The sequence below is a fragment of the Arthrobacter sp. zg-Y1110 genome (genome assembly GCF_025244865.1).
In the GTDB taxonomy this organism is placed as follows: Bacteria; Actinomycetota; Actinomycetes; order Actinomycetales; family Micrococcaceae; genus Arthrobacter_B.
Genome location: NZ_CP104272.1, coordinates 1,694,922 through 1,714,811, shown reverse-complemented (window position 1 = coordinate 1,714,811; position 19,890 = coordinate 1,694,922). Strand labels below are relative to the sequence as shown.

Below are 19,890 nucleotides of genomic sequence, written 5' to 3'. Positions count from 1 at the left end.
TGCGGATGGTGCGGATGAGGGGCGCCATGTCAGAAGCCCGGGATGAGGCTGATCAGCAGGTCAATGAGCTTGATGCCGATGAACGGCGCAATCACGCCGCCCACTCCGTAGATCAGCAGGTTGCGGCTGAGGATCGAGGAGGATCCGGCAGCCCGGTACTTCACCCCGCGCAGCGCCAGCGGAATCAGTGCCACGATGATCACCGCGTTGAAGATCACCGCGGAGAGGATGGCCGAGGCCGGAGAGTGGAGCTGCATCAGGTTCAGCGCGGCAAGGCCGGGGAAAATCCCCACGAACATCGCCGGGATGATGGCGAAGTACTTGGCAATGTCGTTGGCGATCGAGAAGGTGGTCAGGGCGCCGCGGGTAATAAGCAGCTGCTTGCCGATCCCGACAATGTCAATCAGTTTGGTGGGGTCCGAGTCCAGGTCCACCATGTTGCCGGCTTCCTTGGCCGCGGAAGTGCCCGTGTTCATGGCCACGCCGACGTCGGCCTGGGCCAGTGCCGGGGCGTCATTGGTACCGTCGCCCGTCATGGCCACCAGATGCCCGCCCGCCTGTTCGCGGCGGATCAGGGCCATCTTGTCCTCGGGGGTGGCTTCGGCCAGGAAGTCGTCCACGCCTGCCTCGGCGGCAATGGCCTTCGCGGTGTACGGATTGTCGCCGGTGATCATCACGGTGCGGATGCCCATGGCCCGCAGCTGGGTGAAGCGTTCCTTCAGGCCCTCCTTGACCACGTCCTTCAGGTGGATCACACCGAGCACCCGGGTGCCGCCGTCGGCGTCCCGAACCGCCACCAGCAGCGGAGTGCCGCCGCCGGTGGAGATCTTCTTCACCTGGTCCTCGACGGCAATCAGGACGTCGACGTCGATGCCGCCGGATTCCGCCGTCCAGTCCAGGATGGCGGAGGAAGCACCCTTGCGGATCTTCGCCCCGTCGGGGAAGTCCATGCCGCTCATCCGCGTCTGGGCAGTGAAGGGAACGCTGACGGAGCCGGCCGGCGGTTCCGGGCGGCAGCCCTTAGCGGCGGCCAGGTCCACGATGGACTTGCCCTCCGGGGTGGGATCACCGAAGGAGGACAACACGGCGGCGTCGATCAGGTCGGTGCTCTCGGTGCCGTTGATCGGGATGAAGCCGGCGGCCTGGCGGTTGCCGTACGTGATGGTGCCCGTCTTATCGAGCAGCAGCGTGGTGACGTCACCGGCAGCCTCCACCGCACGGCCGGACATGGCCAGGACGTTTCGCTGGACCAGGCGGTCCATGCCGGCAATGCCGATCGCGGACAGCAGTGCACCGATGGTGGTGGGGATCAGGCAGACCAGCAGCGCCACCAGGACGGGGATGCTGACCGTGGCGGATGAGTAGCTTGCCAGCGGGTTAAGCGTCAGCACCACCACGATGAAGATGAGCGACAGCGTGGCCAGGAGGATGTTCAGGGCAATCTCGTTGGGCGTCTTCTGCCGCGCGGCGCCTTCGACGAGCCGGATCATCCGGTCTACGAAGGTTTCCCCGGGTTTGCTGGTGATCCGGACGATAATCCGGTCGGACAGGACCCGGGTACCGCCGGTAACCGCCGAGCGGTCGCCGCCGGATTCGCGGACGACCGGGGCGGATTCGCCGGTGATTGCCGACTCGTCGACGGACGCGATGCCGTCGATGATGTCGCCGTCGCCGGGGATGATCTGCCCGGCCTCGACCACCACCACGTCGTCCAGCCCAAGATCGGCCGAGGGAACCTCCGAGATGGTTGCCCCGAGGGCGGCGGGATCGCGGCCGGAGTCGTAACCCTCCAGCCGGTAGGCGGTGGTGGTGGCCCGGCTGTTGCGCAGGCTGGCTGCCTGCGCCTTCCCGCGGCCCTCGGCCACGGCTTCAGCGAGGTTGGCAAAGATGACGGTGGCCCAGAGCCAGCCGGCAATCAGCCAGGAGAAAGCGCCGGGGACGGGGGTGCCGCCGGAGTCCTGCGGGCCGCCGAGGAAGGGCTCGGCAACGGCGATCGCGGTGATCAGTACGGCACCCACTTCGACGATAAACATCACCGGGGTGCGGACCATCAGCCGCGGGTCCAGTTTCCGGAAGGCTCCGGGCAGGGCGGCGGCCAGCGAGCCCGCAGAGATGCCGCGGCCGGCAGGAGCCGGTTCGGAGTCCGCAACGGATTCCAGGGGTTTGGTAAGTGTGGACATGGTTATTGCAGTCCTTCCGCCAGGGGACCCAGCGCGAGTACGGGAAAGAAGGTCAGGGCAGTCACGATCACGGTGACGCCGCACAGCAGCGTCACGGACTGCGGCCGGTGGGTGGGCAGGGTGCCGGCCGAGGCGGGGACCTTGCCCTGTTCGGCGAAGGCTCCGGCCAGGGCGACCACGAAGACCATCGGCAGGAAGCGGCCCACCAGCATGGCCACGCCGAGGGCTGTGTTCAGCCACGGGGTATTGGCCGTGAGTCCGGCGAATGCGGAGCCGTTGTTATTGGCTGCTGAAGTGAAGGCATACAGGACCTCGCTGAAGCCGTGGAGTCCGGTGTTCAGGATGGAGGTGCCCTCGATGTCGGCCCGGATGCCGGGAACCGCGAAGCTCAGCGCCGTCCCGACCAGGACCAGGGTGGGCATGGTGAGGATGTAGAGGCTGGCGAGCTTGATTTCCCTCGGGCCGATTTTCTTGCCGAGGTACTCGGGAGTGCGTCCCACCAGGAGCCCGGCCACAAAAGCGGTGATGATCGCCAGGATCAGCATGCCGTAGAGCCCGGAGCCGACGCCGCCCGGCGCCACTTCGCCGAGCATCATGTTCAGCATCGCCATCATGCCGCCCAGCGGACTGAAGCTGTCATGCATGGCGTTCACCGCACCGGTGGACGTCAGTGTGCTGGTCGAGCCAAAGAGGGTCGATGCGGCTATTCCGAACCGCTGTTCCTTTCCTTCCATGGAACCGGCTGCACCGTCCGCGGCACCGAATTCGAATGCGGTCATGGCCGCGAACGACACCGTGAAGATTGAGGCCATGGCTGCCAGGATCGCGTACCCCTGCCGGCGGTCCCCCACCATGGTGCCGAACGTTCGGGGCAGGCTGAACGGGATAACGAGCATCAGGAAGATTTCCACCAGGTTGGTCCACCCGCTGGGGTTTTCAAACGGGTGCGCGGAGTTGGCATTGAAGAAGCCGCCGCCGTTGGTGCCCAGGAGCTTAATGGCTTCCTGGGAGGCCACCGGTCCGCCGGGGACCGTGGAGGTTCCGCCGAGGAGGTTGGTGACGGAGGTGAAGCCGTTGAAGTTCTGGATCACGCCGCCGAGGATCAGCACGATGGCGGCCAGGAAAGCGACGGGCAGCAGCAACCGCAGGACGCTGCGGGTCAGGTCCACCCAGAAATTGCCGATGGTGGACGAGTTGCGGCCGGCCAGGCCGCGGATCAGTGCCACCGCCACGGCCAGACCCACAGCTGCGGACAGGAAGTTCTGCACCGCCAGGCCCGCCATCTGCACCGCGTAACCCATGGTGACTTCGGGCGAGTAGGACTGCCAGTTGGTGTTGGCCACGAAGGAGGCTGCCGTGTTGAAGGACAGGGCTTCGGGCACCGCCGGAAGGCCGAGCGAGCCCGGCAGCAGGTGCTGGAGTCGCTGCAGCAGGTAAAGCAGGAGCATGCTGGCCCCGGAGAAAACCAGGACTGAGCGCAGGTAGCTCTGCCAGGCCTGGCCGGAGGAACCGTCCACTCCGACCAGGCGGTAGAAGCCGCGCTCCGCACGGAGGTGTTTTTCGGAGGAGTACAGCCGGGCCATGTAGTCACCGAGCGGCCGGTGGACCGCCGCGAGCAGGACCACCAGGCTGAGGACCTGTGCGGCCGTTACCCAGCCGCCCATCAGAACCGCTCCGGTCGAACAAGTGCCACCAGGAGATAGCCGACGGCGGCCACCCCGAGGCAGAGTGCAAGGACGTTGAAAACGATCACAGCTTTTCCACCGCCCCGGCCATCAGGACAAACGCAGCGAAAAGCCCTACGAAGCCCACCACAAATAAAACATCAAGCACGGGAATTGCCCCCAGCCGTTCGGCGCGCTGCCGCTTTGGCAGCGCGGGCACACCTTGTGCCGCATCCGATTACATGCCCTCGCCGGCGCTCAAAGAGCCATCCTCACGCTTTCCTCACGCCGGGACCCCAAACCCTTACGGAATGCCCATGTAAACGGGTGATTGCGACGCCGGGCTGCCGGTGTGCGGCAGGGCCGGGCACGTGCGGTATACACTGTAAACTGATGCCCACCGAAGGAAACGCCGTGTCCCGCACCCTGCCCCTCAGCCCCGCCGCGATCGCTGCGGCCGCAGTCCGGATCGCTGACGCGGACGGCCTGGATGCCGTCTCCATGCGCAGGGTGGCGGCGGAGTTCGGGGTTTCGGCGATGGCGCTCTACCGCCATGTGGCGGACCGCAGCGCCCTGCTGCTCCTGATGGCCGATGCCGCCACCAGGGACTACGCACTCCTGCCCGCCCGGAAGCTGTCCTGGCAGGAAACCCTGGCACACCTGGCCGATGCCCAATGGCGGGCCTTCTCGGCGCACCCCTGGCTGCTGCGCATTGTCCTGACGCCGCGCCGGCTCGTGAACATGGCCACCCCCGACGAGGTGGAACTGGTGCTCTCCCGGCTGGGCTCAGCCGGCCTGAGCGAGGACGAGGGCTTTGACTGCCTGCTGGGCATTTCGGCCGCCGTCATCGGCACGGCGTCCATCACGGCCGCAGCCCATTTCGGCCCCCCGGAACAGGCGGACGGCCCCGGGCCGGGCGGGCACCTCCGCTGGACACCGGAGGCCGTGGCGCAGCACCCGCAGGCGGCCCGGTTCCAGGCCCAGGGCATCAGCTATCCGGCCTCACGCCGGTCACTGGACTTCTTCGTCGGAAGCTTCATTGCCGGCGTCGAACAGAACCTCAACAAAGCTCCGGGCGGCCGCATCCGTCCGGTTTTACGGAAGGAAGAAAATGAAACTCAGCAATAAGACCGCCATCATCACCGGCGGGGCCGGCGGCATCGGCCAGGGCATTGTCCGGCGGTTCCTCGCCGAAGGCGCCAAGGTGGCAGTGGTGGACATCGACCAGGCCCAGGGCGACAAGCTGCTGGCCGCTCTTGAGGGCAAGGGCGAGGTCATTTTCATCGCCAAGGACATTGCCAAGGCCGAGAACGCCGCGGCCATCGTGGCAGAAACCGTGGAGCGCTTCGGCGGCCTGGACATCCTGGTCAACAACGCCCACGCGTCCAAGCAGGCACCGATCATGGAAACCACGCCCGAGATCTGGGACCTGTCCTTCAACACGGGCACCATGGCAACCTTCCACCTGATGCGCGCCGCGTACCCGGAGCTGAAAAAGACCCGAGGCAGCATCATCAACTTCGGCTCCGGTGCGGGTATCAAGGGCCTGCCGAACCAGGTGGCCTACGCCGCGGCAAAGGAAGCCATCCGCGCCATTTCCCGCACGGCCGCCAATGAATGGGCCGTGGACGGCATCCGCGTCAACGTGGTTTCCCCGGTGGCCCTCACCCCCGGCATCGTCCAGTGGAGCCAGGCCTTCCCGGAGGCCTACCAGGAAGTCGTCGACGGCGTCCCCCTGGGCCGGCTCGGCGACCCCGAAACGGACATTGCCCCCATCGTGGTGTTCCTCGCCAGCGAGGATTCCCAGTACCTGACCGGCCAGACCCTCATGGCCGACGGCGGCACCATCAAGCTCTACTAGCCGGCTGCCGGGGCTGGGCCGAGGATGGCCCAGCCCTTCGCCGGCAGCGCCAGCCGCCTGCCCGGAACGTCCAGCCCGCCCGCGCCGGCCAGGACGTCCCGGGCAGCTTCGGGCACCTGCACGGTGACCGGCGTGTCCTCGAGGTTCATGGCAACGAACAGCGAGTGGCCGGCGTCGAACACCTCGTAGACCAGCTGTTCGTTGGCCAGCGAATGTACCCGCGTGCGCGCGCCATGCACCCAGTGGTGCCGGCGGCGCAGCCCGATCAGTTCCTGGTGCAGGTGGTACAGCGGCTGCCCCACGGCCGAAAGCTCCTCAGGGGACGCCGGGAAGGACGGACGGATGTCGTCGTCCCCTCCGGCACGGTCCTCCTTGTCGCCCCGGTAGCCCTGCTCGTCGCCGTAGTACACCGTCGGGGTGCCCGGGAGGGTGAACAGCAGCACCAGTGCGTGCGCGAGCCGGCCCGACGGCGCCAGCCGGCTGGCGATGCGGGTGACGTCATGGTTGCCGACGAAGGTCAACGGCACAAAGGTGTCCAGGAAGGTGTTGTGCCGCTCCAGCGCGGCGGACAGCTCGTAGAAGTTCGCTTCGGCCAGCGAGCTCCAGATGGCTTTCCACAGTTCGTACTGGGTCACCGAATCCAGGTGTCCGGCGCGCACATCCGCCGGGTAGTCCCCGTGGATGTACTCCCCCACAAAATACGCGTCGGGGAACTCCGTGCGGACCTCGTCCAGGACCTTCGCCCAGAACGGTGACGGCACCGCGTAGGCGGCGTCCAGCCGCCAGCCGTCCGCGCCGCGGCGCAGCCAGTGCTTCATCACGTCGGCCACGAAATCCGCCACGGCCGGTTCGGCATGGTTCAGGGCCACCAGGTGGTGATGGCCCTCGAAGTCTTTGTAGTCCGGTTCGGTTCCCGGCGTCCAGCCGTCCGGCCAGGTAAAACCGAACCAGTCCGCCGTCGTCGCCCCCGGGCCCTGCTCGAGTGCCTGGCGGAAGGGGGCGAAGGAGCGGCCGGTGTGGTTGAAGACGCCGTCGAGGAGCACCCTGATCCCGCGCGCGTGCGCCTGGGCCACCAATTCGTCGAAGTCGGCATCGTCGCCCAGCCGGGAATCTATCCGGTAATAGTCGGTGGTGTCATACCCGTGGGTTTCGGAGGCGAACACCGGTCCGAGCGCGAGGCCGGAGGCGCCCATCTCCACGAGGTAATCGAGCCACGGAACCAGCTTCGCCAGCCCGTGCCGCGCCGAGGCCTGCTCCGGGAGCGCAGCCTTTTCCGCTCCGGCAAAGCCCAGCGGATAGACCTGCCACCACACCACATGCTCCACCCAGTCCGGCGTCGTCATAAGTTTCCCGTTCCCTTCGCGCTGCGGAGTTATGCCTCCCCCAGTCTGCCATCAGCACGCTTACCTTCGGGAATTCCCTTCGCCGGCACCTGCACCGGCGCCAGCGTCCAGGCCTAGAGCATGCTGTCCGGGACGGAGGGGAAGTCCTTCGCTTCGTAGAGCTTGGCGACGGCCTTCATGTAGTCGGTCCACTGGGCACCGGCGATGGCGGAGCCGTCCACGTAAGAGCGGGTGACGCCGTTAATGGACTGGTTGTTCAGCGAGGAGTAGGAGTTCCAGTTCCCCACCCAGGACGCCGTCGCGATGCCGGTGGTGTAGCCGACGGTCCAGGTCTGCTCGGACATGTCGGTGGTGCCGGTTTTGGCCGCGGCGGGGACGCCGATGGGCCGGATGCTGCCCGGTGAGCCCTCAACCAGTTTCTCCAGCGGCTGCGTCACGGCAGCTGCCACATCCTCGCTGATGGCGCGGGTGCATTCTCCTCCGGCGACGTCGTACGCGTTGCCCTGGCCGTCGGTGACTTCGGTCAGCGCGGTGGGTGTGCAGTATTCGCCGCCGCTGGCGAAGGTGGCGTAGGCCGAAGCTATGGTCAGCGGGGAGACTTCCTGTCCGCCGAGGACAAAGGAGGGACTGGTGACTTCCAGGGGTTCCCCGTCCACTGCGCGGTGGACACCCATGCTGGTGGCGGTATCCCGGATGTCGCACAGGTCCAGCTGGGCTGCCTGCGCCACGGTGGCGGTGTTGACGGACTGCCGCAGGCCCTCCGCAACGGTCATCTTCTTCTCAAAGCCCTCGGAGGCGTTCTTGAATTTCCATTCGTCGAACTCCGCATTCGGGCCGAGGCAGCTGGCCTTCCAGTCGAAGCCTGCCGGGTAGGACGTACGCGTGGCGTCGATGGTGTCGTTGAGCCCGTGCCCGGCCGCCAGCCAGGCGGCGGTGGTGAACGGCTTCATGGTGGAGCCGGGCTGGAACCCGTAGGGCGTGCCGCCCATGTCCGCGTCCACATTGAAGTTGAGCTGGGTTTTGCCCTTGCCCAGCTCCGGGGTGTACTCGGTGTTCTGGGCCATGGCAAGGATCTTGCCCGTGCCCGGTTCCACGGACACTATTGCCGAGCCGGCCCCGGAGGGATCCCCTACCGGAACCTGGGCTTCGATCTGCTTCTGTGCCTGCGACTGCAGCCGCGAGTCCAGGGTGGTCCTGATGGTCAACCCGCCGCGTGCCAGGAGCTTGGCGCGCTCTTCGACATCGGCGCCGAAGGCCTCCGACTGCAGGATGGTCTGTTCCACATAGCTGCAGAAGTACTGGGCGGTTTCGGCGCCAGTGCATCCCGAGGTCACGGTCTGCGGGTTCAGGTCCAGTCCGCTCGCCACCGCTTCGTCATACTCGGCCTGGCTGATCTTGTCGTTCTTCAGCATGGCCGCCAGCACGGTGTCCCGGCGGGCCTGCGTTCCTTCGGGGTTGGTGAACGGGTTGTAGTGGCTGGGCGACTGCACCATGCCGGCCAGCATGGCCGACTGTGCCGGATTGAGCTCCGAGGCGGAGATGCCGAAGTAGCTCTGGGCCGCAGCCTCCACGCCGTAGGTCTGTCCGCCGAAGAGCACGATGTTGAGGTAACCCTCCAGGATCTCCTCCTTGGAGTACTGCTTTTCAACGGCGACAGCGAGCTTGGCTTCGCGCAGCTTGTCCCCGAGGTCCTTGGTGCCGCTGATCGTGAGGTCGCTGCCGCCCTTGCCCGCAGCGATGTCCCGGCTGATAAGCACGTTGTTTACGTACTGCATGGTCAGGGTAGAGGCGCCCTGCGTATCCGAACCGGCCACATTGGAGGCAACGGCACGGGCAACGCCCTTGAAGTCAATGCCGTTGTGCTCGAAGAAGCGTGCGTCCTCAATGGAGACGATGGCGTCCTGCATGCTCTGCGACATCTCGTCCAGCTCCACCGGAACCCGGTTCTGGGCATAGAAGGTGGCCAGCAGCACGCCGTCGGCGCTGTAGATCTTTGATCCCTCATCCAGGGGTCCGGTTTCCAGCTCGTCGGGCAGCTGGTCCAGCACTCCGACGGCCATGTCCGTGCCCGTGGCTGCTACTGCCGCCATGGGGATCAGGGTGCTGGCGGCCAACACGCCGGCCAGCAGGCTTACGAGGAGGAACGCGACTAACCGTCCGGGCACGGAAAGTCTCTCGAGGAATGAGGATTTGGGGGGACGCATCCCTACAAGTTATCGACTTTGCCTGTGAAGGGTCTTGACCGAATGGGTCACATCGGGTAAGGGACGGGTGGAACCGGCGTCCGGAAGCAGGCCGGAATCCCGCTCCAGCACTGGGATCGGGCCGCTGCCGGTCCGCGCTGAGGGCACCCGCCAGCGGGGCCGGCCCGGAAACCCCGCGAGAACAAGATCACAGCAAACCAGCACTTCCGGCAGTGCAAAAGGAGGGGCCGCAGGTCGCTGGTGCGACTTGCGGCCCCTCCTCCTGTGTGTTGACTAAAGCCTGTTGGCTAAAGCCTCACGGCGACGGCGCTTTAGGCGTCGACGACAATCGCGGTGATTGCCGGTGTGCGGTTGTAGAAGCGGCGCATCCAGTTGGCGACGGCGCGCTCGATGACGTCTTCGAGGTCCTCGCTCTTCGGTCCGCGGCGGCTGCCCGCGGCGGCGTTGGCCAGGGCCTTCTCCACGGCTTCCTCTGCCTTCTTCAGGTCCTCGGACTTCACGGTGAAGCCCTTGGTGAAGAATTCGGCAGGCTCGGCGATGGTGCCGGTATCGGCGTCGACCAGGGCCAGCACCGTCACGGCGCCCTCCTCGGCCAGCTGCATGCGCTCCTTCAGGGTTTCCTCGGTGGTGTGGCCGACGCTGTCGCCGTCCACGAAGACCAGGTCCACCTGATGCTTCCCGGAGATCGTGGCCCGGCCGCGGCGCAGGTCAACGGTCATGCCGTTTTCGGCGATGACGATGTCTCGGGGATCCATACCGGTCGCCTCTGCGATGGCTCCGTTGGCCTTGAGGTGGCGCCACTCGCCGTGCACCGGCATTACGTTGCGCGGCTTGACAATGTTGTAGCAGTAGGCGAGTTCGCCGGCGCTGGCGTGGCCGGAGACGTGCACCTTGGCATTGCCCTTGTGCACCACGTTGGCGCCGATCTTAGTCAGGTTGTTGATGATGCCGTAAATGGCGTTCTCGTTGCCCGGGATCAGCGAGCTGGCCATCAGCACGGTGTCGCCCTCGTGGATGCGGATTTGGTGGTCCTTGTTGGCCATCCGGGATAGCGCTGCCATCGGCTCGCCCTGCGACCCGGTGCAGATCAGCACCACCTTGTGGTCATCGGTGCGCTGCAGCGACTTGAAGTCCACCAGGATGCCCTTGGGGATGTTCAGGTAGCCCAGTTCCTCGGCGATGGTCATGTTGCGGATCATCGAGCGGCCCACGAAGGAGACCTTGCGGTTGTAGCGCGATGCCGCGTCGATGACCTGCTGGATGCGGTGGATGTGGCTGGCGAAGCTGGAGACGATGATGCGGCGCGGCGCGGTGCGGAAGACCGTGTCGATGGCCGGGGCCAGTTCCTTTTCCGAGGCCATGAAGCCGGGAACCTCGGCGTTGGTGGAGTCGGTGAGGAACAGGTCCACGCCTTCCACGCCGAGCCGGGCGAAGCCGGTGAGGTCGGTGATGCGGCGGTCCAGCGGGAACTGGTCCATCTTGAAGTCACCGGTGTGCAGTGCCATGCCGGCGGCGGTGCGGATGGCGATGGCCAGACCGTCCGGGATGGAGTGGTTCACGGCCAGGAACTCGAGGTCGAAGCCGCCGATGGTGCGGCGGTCGCCTTCCTTGACCTGGATCAGCTTGGGCTTAATCCGGTGTTCCTTCAGCTTGGCCTCGATGAACGCCAGGGTCAGCTTGGAGCCAACGATGGGAATGTCCGAACGCTCGCGAAGCAGGTACGGCACACCGCCGATGTGGTCTTCGTGGCCGTGGGTCAGGACAATGGCAACAACGTCCTGCAGGCGGTCGCGGATGGCGGTGAAGTCGGGCAGGATGAGGTTGACGCCGGGGTGTTCCTCTTCGGGGAAGAGGACGCCGCAGTCAACGATCAGCAGTTTGCCGTCGAATTCGAAAACGGTCATGTTCCTGCCGATTTCGCCAAGGCCGCCGAGGTTCATGACACGCATGGTTCCCTTGGCGAGTTCCCGGGGGGCTTTCAGGACGGCAGGTGTTCTATTCACGGATGAGGGTTCTTTCGTTGGGGATCGGATTGCAGGTTGGAACGGCAGCCGTACGGCGGCATTCCGGAAGTCTGTGGTGCGGCCAGAACAGGGCCGGCAGCTGTTGTGCTTCTTTCATTCTATTGACTTTTCCGGCGCGCCGGGGACACCGGGCCCTCACGGAGAGTCTCGGAAGGGTTCGATAGGCGTCCTGCGGTGGTTTTCTTCCCGTGCCGACAGCGGTTCAGCCGCGCTGGAGGGCGTTCTTCTGCGACTTGTTAATACCCGTACTGCGGCCGCAGTTGGAGCAGGTAAAGGCGTAGCGGCGGCTGGTGGTGAAGACGGGGATGAAAAAGAGCGTCAGCCGGTTAGCGCGCTCTTCCACATACTGCTCTCCGTAGACGCCGCAGTACTGGCAGGTGGCCGGCCGCGAAAAGAGTGAGGAGAGCACGGTCTTGAATCCAATGAGCACGAACATCCGACCACTCTACGTCGCGCCGGCAGGCCGGGACGTGCGGACACGCGGGTTTTACTAAGCTTGCTTATCAAGAGGGATGCTGCATGCCTTTGGGGCGTGCAACACCGCCGCCTCGCGACGTCGTGACGGCAAAGTCGACGTCATACTCACCGGCGTCGTCCTGGGCGAGGCGCGGCAGCTGGACCGGATCTGCGCACTGCCGGAGGAGACCGGCGTCGTCCGTCCACAGAACTACTTTTGCTCGCCCTCTCCCCTGCTTTGGCACGCCTGCCGGGATACCGGCCGCACCCTCGTGAACCCTGCGCTCGGTGCCGGGGCCTGGAAACGCTCGCAGTGCGGACCGCAATCCTTCTGCACCTAATGCCACAGGTTCCCGCCTGCGAGCGCAGACCTGCTTCGCCAGGACAAATCTGCGAGCGCCGAAGCCCAGCGTGAACGGCAGGGTCCCGCAGGAAGCCCGGACCCGGCATGGCATCCACGCGCGGAACTCGCCTCAAGCAGGGCGACAAACGCTCCTGGCACCAGCAACCAGCCGGACTTTTGAGTCTGCTTCACGGACCGCAAAGACAGGTAGTAGGTCAGGTATTTCCCTCCTTCCCCCTACGATTTACCGCCGATAGACTCGAACACATGTTCGAATATCGTCCGCACGGACACCACTTGTCTGCTGACCCTTCCCGTGTCAGCAGCGCGTCAGTGAACGAATGGGCAGGCGTATTGAGTGAGGACGCCGACGCAGAGCATGCCCCGCCGCCGGACACAGAGCTCATCGACCGGATTCGAGCCCTTGAAGAGCTGAAGGCTGCAGCATCGGCAGCGCAGGCCCGGGCGGCCGCGGCGTTTGACGCCTCGCAGCGTCGGAAGCAGGCGGTGGAGGGAGTATCCCGGGACAAGCAGGGTTGGGGCGTGGCCTCGCAGATAGCTTTGGCCCGGAGGGAATCGGCCAACCGCGGCGGGCGCCTGCTGGGGTTCGCCAAGGCCCTCACTCAGGACATGCCCTGCACCCTCCACGCCCTGAGCCACGGAAAGATCAACGAATGGCGGGCGACACTGCTGGTGCGTGAAACCGCTTGCCTGAGCAGAGAAGATCGGCAGCGGGTAGATGCGGAAGTGGCCGGAGACCCGGGGCTGCTGGAAACCCTGGGAGATCGGCAGCTCACTTCCCGCGCCAGGGCTGCTGCTTACCGGCTGGATCCACAGGCTGCCGTGAACCGGGCCGCCAAGGCTGCATCCGAACGTTTCGTTTCCTGCCGTCCCGCGCCGGACACCATGACGTACCTGACGGGGCTTCTGCCCGTCGCCCAAGGGGTAGGCGTATACGCGGCCCTAGCCCGGGAGGCAGACCGGCTGACAGCAGCCGGGGACCGGCGTACCCGTGGCCAGATCATGGCGGACACGCTTGTAGGCCGAATCACCGGTCAGGCACAGGCGGACCCCATGAAAGTGGAGGTCCAGCTGGTGATGACGGATCGGACACTGCTTGCCGGAGAATCAGAGCCGGCATTCGTCCCCGGCTACGGCCCCGTTCCGGCCCAGTGGGCCAGGGATCTGGTCCGCAACCGGGGTGGGGCTATGGAGAACTCGGGTCGCGTTGCCGATGGCACGTGCGGCACCGGTGGCGCAGAAGGCCACGGTGACGCCGGTGGCGCAGAAGGCCACGGTGACGCCGAGGGCAGCGCCCGGACCGGCGGCCCGAACAGTGGCCGACGCCAGGATCGGAGCGACAGACCCGCCAGGGATGTCCAGACCTTCATCCGCAGGCTGTACACGGCTCCGGAAACCGGTGAGCTGGTCGCTATGGATTCTCGGGCACGTTTGTTCCCGACATCCTTGGCCCGGTTCATCGCCGCACGGGACGCTACCTGCCGGATGCCGTGGTGCGGTGCCCCAATCCGGGAGTTCGACCATGTCCGGCGGCACAGCGCCAGAGGTCCCACCAGCGTCGGGAACGGACAGGGACTCTGCGAAGCGTGCAACCACGCCAAGGAAGCGCCGGGCTGGTCCGCAAAGGTAATCAAACCTCCCGGCTCAGCGGCCGCAACAGGTGCGGCGGGCGGAGGGATGGAAGGCTCACCCGCAATACTCGGCCATACCGTGGAGACCTCCACCCCCACCGGACACACATACCGCTCCACAGCGCCACCGTTGCCAGGTGCTCCTATTGAGGACGGCCTCTCTACGGTCGAGAAGATAGTGGTGGACCTGATTCGGGCGGCATAGCCGGGGTGCATAGCCGGCCGGCGCTCGCGGAAGATCCCCGGCGCTCGCCGGTGCCCGGACCCGGCCAGTCCCCGTCAGCGACGGCCACCGGTAGGCTGTGGGGATGGCCAGATACTTTGACGTACACCCGGAAAACCCGCAGCCCAGGGCCATCGGCCAGATTGTGAACCTGCTCGAATCCGGCGGGTTGATCGCCTACCCCACCGACTCCTGCTATGCACTGGGAGTGCAGCTGGGCAACCGGGAGGGACTGGAACGCATCCGCCAGATCCGCCAGCTGGACGATAAGCACCACTTCACCCTGGTCTGCCGTAACTTCGCGCAGCTGGGCCAGTTCGTGCAGCTGGACAACTCGGTGTTCCGCAGCATCAAAGCCGCCACCCCCGGAAGCTATACCTTCATCCTGCCGGCGGTGAAAGAAGTGCCCAAGTGGCTGCTCCAGCCCAAGAAGCGGACCGTCGGCGTGCGCATCCCGGACAATACGGTGGTGCAGTCGATTCTGGAAGGCCTCGGCGAACCGCTGCTCTCCAGCACACTGCTGCTGCCCGGCGATGAGGATCCCATGACCCAGGGCTGGGAAATCAAGGAGCGCCTGGACCACCAGGTGGACGCCGTCATCGATTCCGGGTTCTGCGGCCCGGAGCCCACAACAGTCATCGATTTCTCCGGTGACTCGCCCGAAATCGTACGGCGCGGAACCGGAGACCCGACACCCTTCGAGTAACCCCGGCGGCCCGGAACCTTTATTGGTTCCTGCGGTTGACTCTCCCCTCGCGCGCACGAAGTCTGGCACGCGTCAGGGGGAACCATCGCTAGGCACTCGCAGGGGAAACCACATGAAGAAGACGGCTAAGACACTATCGACGGCGATATTGGGTATCTGCGTCCTGGCGGGATGCGGCGTAGGTACCGGACTTCCGGGCGTAGGCGGCGGGAACGGCCATCCCACCGGCTCCCCCGGACCCACGAAGACTTCCACACCCACACCCACTCCCACCTCCACCCCGTCGCCCACCGGAACACCATCACCGACCCATACGGGAGCACCATCACCGACCCCGACGCCGACAGACGGCGGCGGACACGGTAACGACGACGCCGTCAACGTAATCCTGATGGTCGGCGACGGGATGGGAACGGCGCAACGCGACGCCATCCGGCTGGCCTCGGTTGGCCTGACCGGGGAACTGGCCATGGATTCACTGCCCGAGGTGGGCCGGGTCCACACCAACTCCGCGGATCCCGGCACCTTCATCACCGACTCGGCCGCCGCTGCCACGTCCATGGCCACCGGGGTGAAAACCTACAACGGCGCCATCGGTGTGGACCTGGAACAGCAGCCCGTGACCTCGGCACTGGAAATCGCCGAGCGGCTCGGAAAGTCCTCCGGGCTGGTCACCACCGCCCAGGTGACGGATGCAACTCCGGCCGCTTTCGGCTCGCACGTATTGGACCGGGATGAGCAGAGCGCCATCGCAGCCCAATACCTGCGCAGTTCCCACCCGGAGGTGATCCTGGGCGGCGGCGAGGATTACTGGTACCCGGCGGGCACCCCGGGCAGGTACCCCGACAATCCTGCAGAGGACGAATCCGAGGAAAGTGCCGGTACCGAGGGCAACCTGGTGGAAGAGGCCCAGGACCTGGGCTACGAGTACGTCTGGGACCTGCCCGGCCTGCAGGCAGCAGAGGGTGACATGCTCCTCGGGCTCTTCGCCAACGAGGAAATGTTCCAATACGGAGACGACGTTGAAGACTCTTACGAGCCCACGGTTCCGCTGACCGAAATGACCCGGAAAGCCATTGACGTCCTGAACAACAACCAGGATGACAACGGCTTCTTCCTCATGGTGGAGGAAGAGGGCATCGACGCCATGAGCCATGTCAATAACGGGGCGCTGACCATCGAGTCCGGCATTCAGTTCGACAACTCCGTCGCCCTGGCCAAGGAGTTCGCCGAGCAGGATGGGAACACCCTGCTGATCACGGTGGGCGACCACCAGACCGGCGGTATGGCCATCGAACCGCTGGGTGATGATTCCAACCCGGAGAGCCCGGTGCAGGAAGGACCATTCGACGTCGCCAACTCCGACCAGCAGTACCAGATCGATTGGACCACCGGCGGCCATACGGGCGACGACGTTCCCCTGACTGCCATGGGACCCGGCGCCGAGATGCTGACGGGCGTTTATGAGAACACCCGGATCTTCGAGGTCATGGTTTCGGTGATGCGTTCCGGCACGGAACGGGACTTTAACCTCCAGGCGCACCGCGGCGGACGCGGCGAAGTAACCGAAGAATCCCTGGCGGCCTTCGCACACGCATTGGAACTGGGCGTCACCACACTGGAACTGGACACGCACCTGACCGAGGACGGCCGGGTGATTGTCTGGCATGACGACATCATCCTGACCACGAAGTGCGCCGATACGGCTCCTGCCACTTCCGGGGATCCGGAATTCCCCTACGTGGGCGACCGCGTAGCGGAATTGAGCCTCTTGCAGCTCCAGACCCTGAACTGCGGCTACCAGCAGTTGCCGGGGTACCCGGAGCAGGATGTCGCGGAGGGCAACCGGATTGCGGAGCTGAGCGATGTCTATCGCCTCGCCCGGGAGTACGGTGCCCGCAAAATCCAGTTCAATGTCGAAACCAAGGTCGAGGAGGGCCAGGCCGGCGGGCCGCGCAGTGTCGCCCTGACCGAGGCGGTGGTGGACGTGGTCCGCGATGCGAACCGCGAGCGCCGCACCACCATCCAGTCCTTTGACTGGTCCACCCTGAACCTGCTCGAGCGGATCGCCCCGGAACTGACGCGGGTGGCTTTGGCCAGCACGCCGGAGGACCTCGGCGTAGGCCAGCCGGGCGCAGCCCCGCAGCTGGGCGGAATCGATATTGATGACTTCGGCGGGTCCGTTGTCCGCGCCGCCCATGCCCAGGGCTACGACGTGCTCTCCCCCATCTTCACCACGGTCACGGCCGAAATGATTGCCGACGCACACGCCCTCGGCATGCCGGTCATTCCCTGGACCGTCAATGAGGTGGCAGACATGCACCGGCTCATTGACCTGGGCGTGGACGGAATCATCACCGACTACCCCACCCGGCTGCGCGCAGTAATGGAGGAGCGGGGCTTCGACCTGCCCCGGGCCTACACCCGCTAGGTTCCGCAAGGACTGGGTCAGCAAAGGATCGATAACACCGGACACCGTGCCGGGACCGAAGCATCGGTCCCGGCACGAGCCTGCCCGGCACGAGTCGGTTTCGCCACGGCACCGGTTTCAGCCCGCCGGATCCCGGATGGCATGCTGAAGTTATGCCCGGTCTCTACATCCTCCCTTCCAGCTGGCTGCTCGACGCGACCCCCGAGGCGGTGTGGGAGACCGTGGCCAGCCCGGACATGAGCTGGCCGCGCTGGTGGCCCGGCTGCACGCTCCAGGACCTCGCCACCGATCCGGACGCCGCTTCAGACCCGACGTCGGAACTGCTGGCCACTACCGTCCGACTGCGCTTCCGTGCAGCCCTGGGCTACCACCTGTCCATCACCATCCACCCGACCACCGCAGTCCAGCCACGGATCATAGAGTTCGACGCCGGCGGAGACCTGGCGGGCACCGGCCGGATCCGCCTGTTCCCCGTGCCGGCGGACACCCCCGGGATCGCCCCCGGTGACGCGGCGCAGACCCGGATGGACATCGACTGGCAGGTCCGCCCCACCCGGCGCTGGATGCGCCTGCTCACGCCCGTGGCGCGGCCGGTCTTCACCGCAGCCCACTCGCTGCTGATGCGGCAGGGCGAACGCGGCCTGCGCAGGGAACTGGCCGGCTCAGGCAATCCGTCGCGGACGGCCGAACAAGGTGCGCACACCGGGTGAGTAATGCACCGTGTCCGGCGGCCCTTCGACGGGAAGCCCGGCCGCAGACACCAGTTCATCGTGGAAGTGCGTCAGCCGGGCCGGATACAACGGCCAGGGCCGGTGGGAGTTGGGAATGAACACCGTCCTGCCGGCGAAGACCGCATGTAGGCCGAACCGCGCAGTGAGCAGCAAGGACAAGTCATCGTCCGCCTGCCGGGCATAGTCCGGAACCACGGCGAAGGACGAGCGGGGCTGTTTCCCGAACCGCTCGACGTCGTACCCCGGCTCCCGGCCGGAACGCGCGGGCCGGCAGCCGGACCAGACATACGGGATGTGCAGGGCGCGGGCAACGAGGACCGGAACCAGCCGTGAGGCGTCCAGGGTCAGGAAGAGCACCCCGCGGCTGCCGTCCGGGCCGCGTGAATACAGGCGCACGTTGATTTCGGTGAAGGACCCGAAGTACGGAACGGGAACCCGCCCGAACAAGCGGGTTTCCCGCGCCAGGAACCCCACCAGCCCCACCCAGGTGGAACCGTGGAAGACATCAGGTTCGACGCCGGGCGGCATGTACGGTGCGGCAGCAGACGCGGGAATGCGCCAGTGGAGGAAAACGGTGCCGGCCCAGGTCTGGGCCATCAGTATCGGCGGCGTCACCCTGAGTCCCGCGGGCCAGGGATCCTCCGTGCCGAGGACGGGGGTACCCATGGCGCCAAGCTAACAGCGCCCCGGCCGGGCGGAAAGAGCAGGTGCGGGTCAGACCGCCGTATCCGGCCGTTCCTCGCCGAAGCGTTCCATGGCCGTCTTCCGGCGGATCCGGTCCAGCCGGTTGATCACCGGTGCCGCCGTGATCCCGTGCAGCACGACGGAGGAGGCCACCACCAGGCCGAGCAGCCCCCACAGCTGCTCCGCGCCGTCGAAGTTCCCCTTGCCCAGTGCGTAACCGAGGTAATACAGGGAGCCGATCCCGCGGACGCCGAAGAAGGCGATGGCCATCCGCTCGCGGGGGCCGGGCCGGCCGCCCAGCAGACCCAGCCAGCCGGCGAGGGGCCGGACGACGAGGAGGAACGCGGCGGCCACTGCCACCTCGCGCCAGCCGATGTCCGAGAGCAGTCCGCGGGCAATGGCGCCGCCGAGGAGCAGCAGCAGGACTACGGTCAGCAGCCGCTCCAGCTGCTCCACGTAGCTGTGCAGCACCCGGTGGTAGCCGTGGGTACGTTCAGCGGCCCGGATGGTGACTGCACAGACGAAGACGGCAACGAAACCGTAGCCGTCGAGCATTTCGGTGATTCCGTAGGCCAGGAAGGTGGCCGCCAGGGCCACGAAGCCTTCAGAGTGGTTGGAGAGGCGGATGCTTTCCAACCGTGCGGAGAAGAAGAGCCGGCTCAGGAGCTTGCCAACGAAGAAGCCAAGGAGGACGCCCATACCTATCCGCCAGCAGACGTCCACGGCGATCCAGTGCGGGAACCAGTCGGACGGCGCCGTCCCCACCAGGCTCATGCCGATGGCGAGGTAGACAAACGGGAACGCCAGGCCGTCGTTCAGCCCGGCTTCGGACGTCAGTCCGAAGCGGACCTCGTCCTCGGCTTCGCCTTCCGAGTCCTCTTCCTCGTCGTCGGCGGGTTCGCCCACCTGGACCTCGGAGGCCAGCACCGGATCGGTCGGGGCCAGCGCTGCGGCCAACAGGATGGCAGCTGCCAGGCCGACTCCGAGGACCCAAAGGTTTAGCAGGGTCAGGCCCAGCAGGCTCAGCGGCATGGCAATGCCCAGCATCCGCCAGGTGGTGGACCACCGCCGCCAGCCGACCGGGCGGTCCAGTGCCAGTCCTGCGCCCATCAGGGAAATGATCACGCACACCTCGGTCAGGTGCGTGGTGAATTCTCCATAGCGCAGCGGATCCGGGTCCGGCAGGTCCTTCAGGAGGCTGAACGCCAGGATTCCCGCACCAAGGAACACCATGGGCATGGAAACCGGAACATTGCGCAGCGCCTTGGGCAGCACGGCTGCAAGGAAGACTGCTAGGCCGGCTGCGAAGAAGACAAGGCTGGGTCCGTCAAACACCCCCCGACATTAGCGGCGCATCGGGCACCCCGACAGACGCCGCGCCGAATTCG

17 protein-coding genes are annotated in these 19,890 nt (G+C 66.1%); 7 read left to right on the top strand and 10 right to left on the bottom strand.

All coding sequences use genetic code 11. The features are described 5' to 3' along the window. Positions 1-29: 29 nt before the first annotated feature. The 4 genes from kdpB to N2K99_RS07985 are packed head-to-tail and all read right to left on the bottom strand — an operon-like array spanning position 30 to position 4,064. The gene (gene kdpB, locus N2K99_RS08000; protein WP_227933446.1) at positions 30-2,180 is read right to left on the bottom strand and encodes a potassium-transporting ATPase subunit KdpB; all 2,151 of its coding nucleotides are present in this window, start codon (positions 2,178-2,180) and stop codon (positions 30-32) included. Positions 2,181-2,182: 2 nt separating this feature from the next. Further along, positions 2,183-3,844 (bottom strand): potassium-transporting ATPase subunit KdpA, encoded by a 1,662-nt coding sequence (gene kdpA / locus N2K99_RS07995; protein ID WP_227933444.1) that lies wholly within the window; start codon positions 3,842-3,844, stop codon positions 2,183-2,185. Further along, entirely contained in the window at positions 3,844-3,933 is a 90-nt protein-coding gene (locus tag N2K99_RS07990; RefSeq protein WP_227921892.1) for a potassium-transporting ATPase subunit F, read from the bottom strand. The genes kdpA and N2K99_RS07990 overlap by 1 nt, the downstream gene beginning before the upstream one ends. After that, positions 3,930-4,064 (bottom strand): hypothetical protein, encoded by a 135-nt coding sequence (locus N2K99_RS07985; RefSeq protein WP_257793655.1) that lies wholly within the window; start codon positions 4,062-4,064, stop codon positions 3,930-3,932. The genes N2K99_RS07990 and N2K99_RS07985 overlap by 4 nt, the downstream gene beginning before the upstream one ends. Before the next feature lie 173 nt (positions 4,065-4,237). Here N2K99_RS07985 and N2K99_RS07980 point away from each other — a divergent pair, with 173 nt between their 5' ends. Both N2K99_RS07980 and N2K99_RS07975 read left to right on the top strand, forming a co-directional pair. Continuing rightward, the gene (locus N2K99_RS07980) at positions 4,238-4,972 is read left to right on the top strand and encodes a TetR/AcrR family transcriptional regulator (RefSeq protein WP_227933443.1); all 735 of its coding nucleotides are present in this window, start codon (positions 4,238-4,240) and stop codon (positions 4,970-4,972) included. Further along, positions 4,956-5,705, top strand: a complete 750-nt coding sequence (locus N2K99_RS07975) for an SDR family NAD(P)-dependent oxidoreductase (protein ID WP_227921897.1) — start codon at positions 4,956-4,958, stop codon at positions 5,703-5,705. The genes N2K99_RS07980 and N2K99_RS07975 overlap by 17 nt, the downstream gene beginning before the upstream one ends. Here the strand turns inward: N2K99_RS07975 and N2K99_RS07970 are convergent. The 4 genes from N2K99_RS07970 to N2K99_RS07955 form a co-directional block, all read right to left on the bottom strand. Further along, a complete protein-coding gene (locus N2K99_RS07970) occupies positions 5,702-7,048 on the bottom strand; it encodes an alpha-amylase family glycosyl hydrolase (protein ID WP_227933442.1) in 1,347 nt (448 codons plus the stop codon). The two genes, N2K99_RS07975 and N2K99_RS07970, sit on opposite strands and share 4 nt — an antisense overlap. Positions 7,049-7,161: 113 nt before the next feature. Continuing rightward, positions 7,162-9,213 (bottom strand): transglycosylase domain-containing protein, encoded by a 2,052-nt coding sequence (locus tag N2K99_RS07965; RefSeq protein WP_227921903.1) that lies wholly within the window; start codon positions 9,211-9,213, stop codon positions 7,162-7,164. 350 nt (positions 9,214-9,563) lie between these two features. Further along, entirely contained in the window at positions 9,564-11,201 is a 1,638-nt protein-coding gene (locus N2K99_RS07960) for a ribonuclease J (protein ID WP_227933533.1), read from the bottom strand. A 277-nt stretch (positions 11,202-11,478) separates the two neighbouring features. Next, a complete protein-coding gene (locus N2K99_RS07955) occupies positions 11,479-11,712 on the bottom strand; it encodes a zinc-ribbon domain-containing protein (RefSeq protein ID WP_227921905.1) in 234 nt (77 codons plus the stop codon). 76 nt (positions 11,713-11,788) lie between these two features. Between N2K99_RS07955 and N2K99_RS07950 the strand changes: the two genes are divergently transcribed. From N2K99_RS07950 to N2K99_RS07930, 5 genes are all read left to right on the top strand, one after another. Further along, positions 11,789-12,073 carry a hypothetical protein gene (locus N2K99_RS07950; protein ID WP_227933440.1) on the top strand — a complete coding sequence of 95 codons (285 nt, stop codon included), beginning with the start codon at positions 11,789-11,791 and terminating at the stop codon, positions 12,071-12,073. A gap of 269 nt (positions 12,074-12,342) precedes the next feature. Beyond that, entirely contained in the window at positions 12,343-13,932 is a 1,590-nt protein-coding gene (locus tag N2K99_RS07945; protein WP_227933439.1) for an HNH endonuclease signature motif containing protein, read from the top strand. Positions 13,933-14,035: 103 nt separating this feature from the next. Beyond that, on the top strand, positions 14,036-14,656 hold the full coding sequence (locus tag N2K99_RS07940; RefSeq protein ID WP_227921911.1) for an L-threonylcarbamoyladenylate synthase: 621 nt from the start codon (positions 14,036-14,038) through the stop codon (positions 14,654-14,656). Between the two features lie 112 nt (positions 14,657-14,768). After that, entirely contained in the window at positions 14,769-17,087 is a 2,319-nt protein-coding gene (locus N2K99_RS07935) for an alkaline phosphatase (protein ID WP_227933437.1), read from the top strand. Positions 17,088-17,239: 152 nt separating this feature from the next. Next, complete coding sequence (locus tag N2K99_RS07930) at positions 17,240-17,797, top strand: hypothetical protein (protein ID WP_227933436.1); 558 nt, start codon at positions 17,240-17,242, stop codon at positions 17,795-17,797. On the opposite strand, the gene N2K99_RS07925 is transcribed toward N2K99_RS07930, so the two are convergent. Together N2K99_RS07925 and N2K99_RS07920 are read right to left on the bottom strand one after the other, a co-directional pair. Beyond that, on the bottom strand, positions 17,750-18,484 hold the full coding sequence (locus N2K99_RS07925) for a YqjF family protein (protein ID WP_227933435.1): 735 nt from the start codon (positions 18,482-18,484) through the stop codon (positions 17,750-17,752). The two genes, N2K99_RS07930 and N2K99_RS07925, sit on opposite strands and share 48 nt — an antisense overlap. Before the next feature lie 48 nt (positions 18,485-18,532). Beyond that, positions 18,533-19,837 (bottom strand): sodium:proton antiporter, encoded by a 1,305-nt coding sequence (locus N2K99_RS07920; protein WP_227933434.1) that lies wholly within the window; start codon positions 19,835-19,837, stop codon positions 18,533-18,535. Between the last annotated feature and the right edge of the window lie 53 nt (positions 19,838-19,890).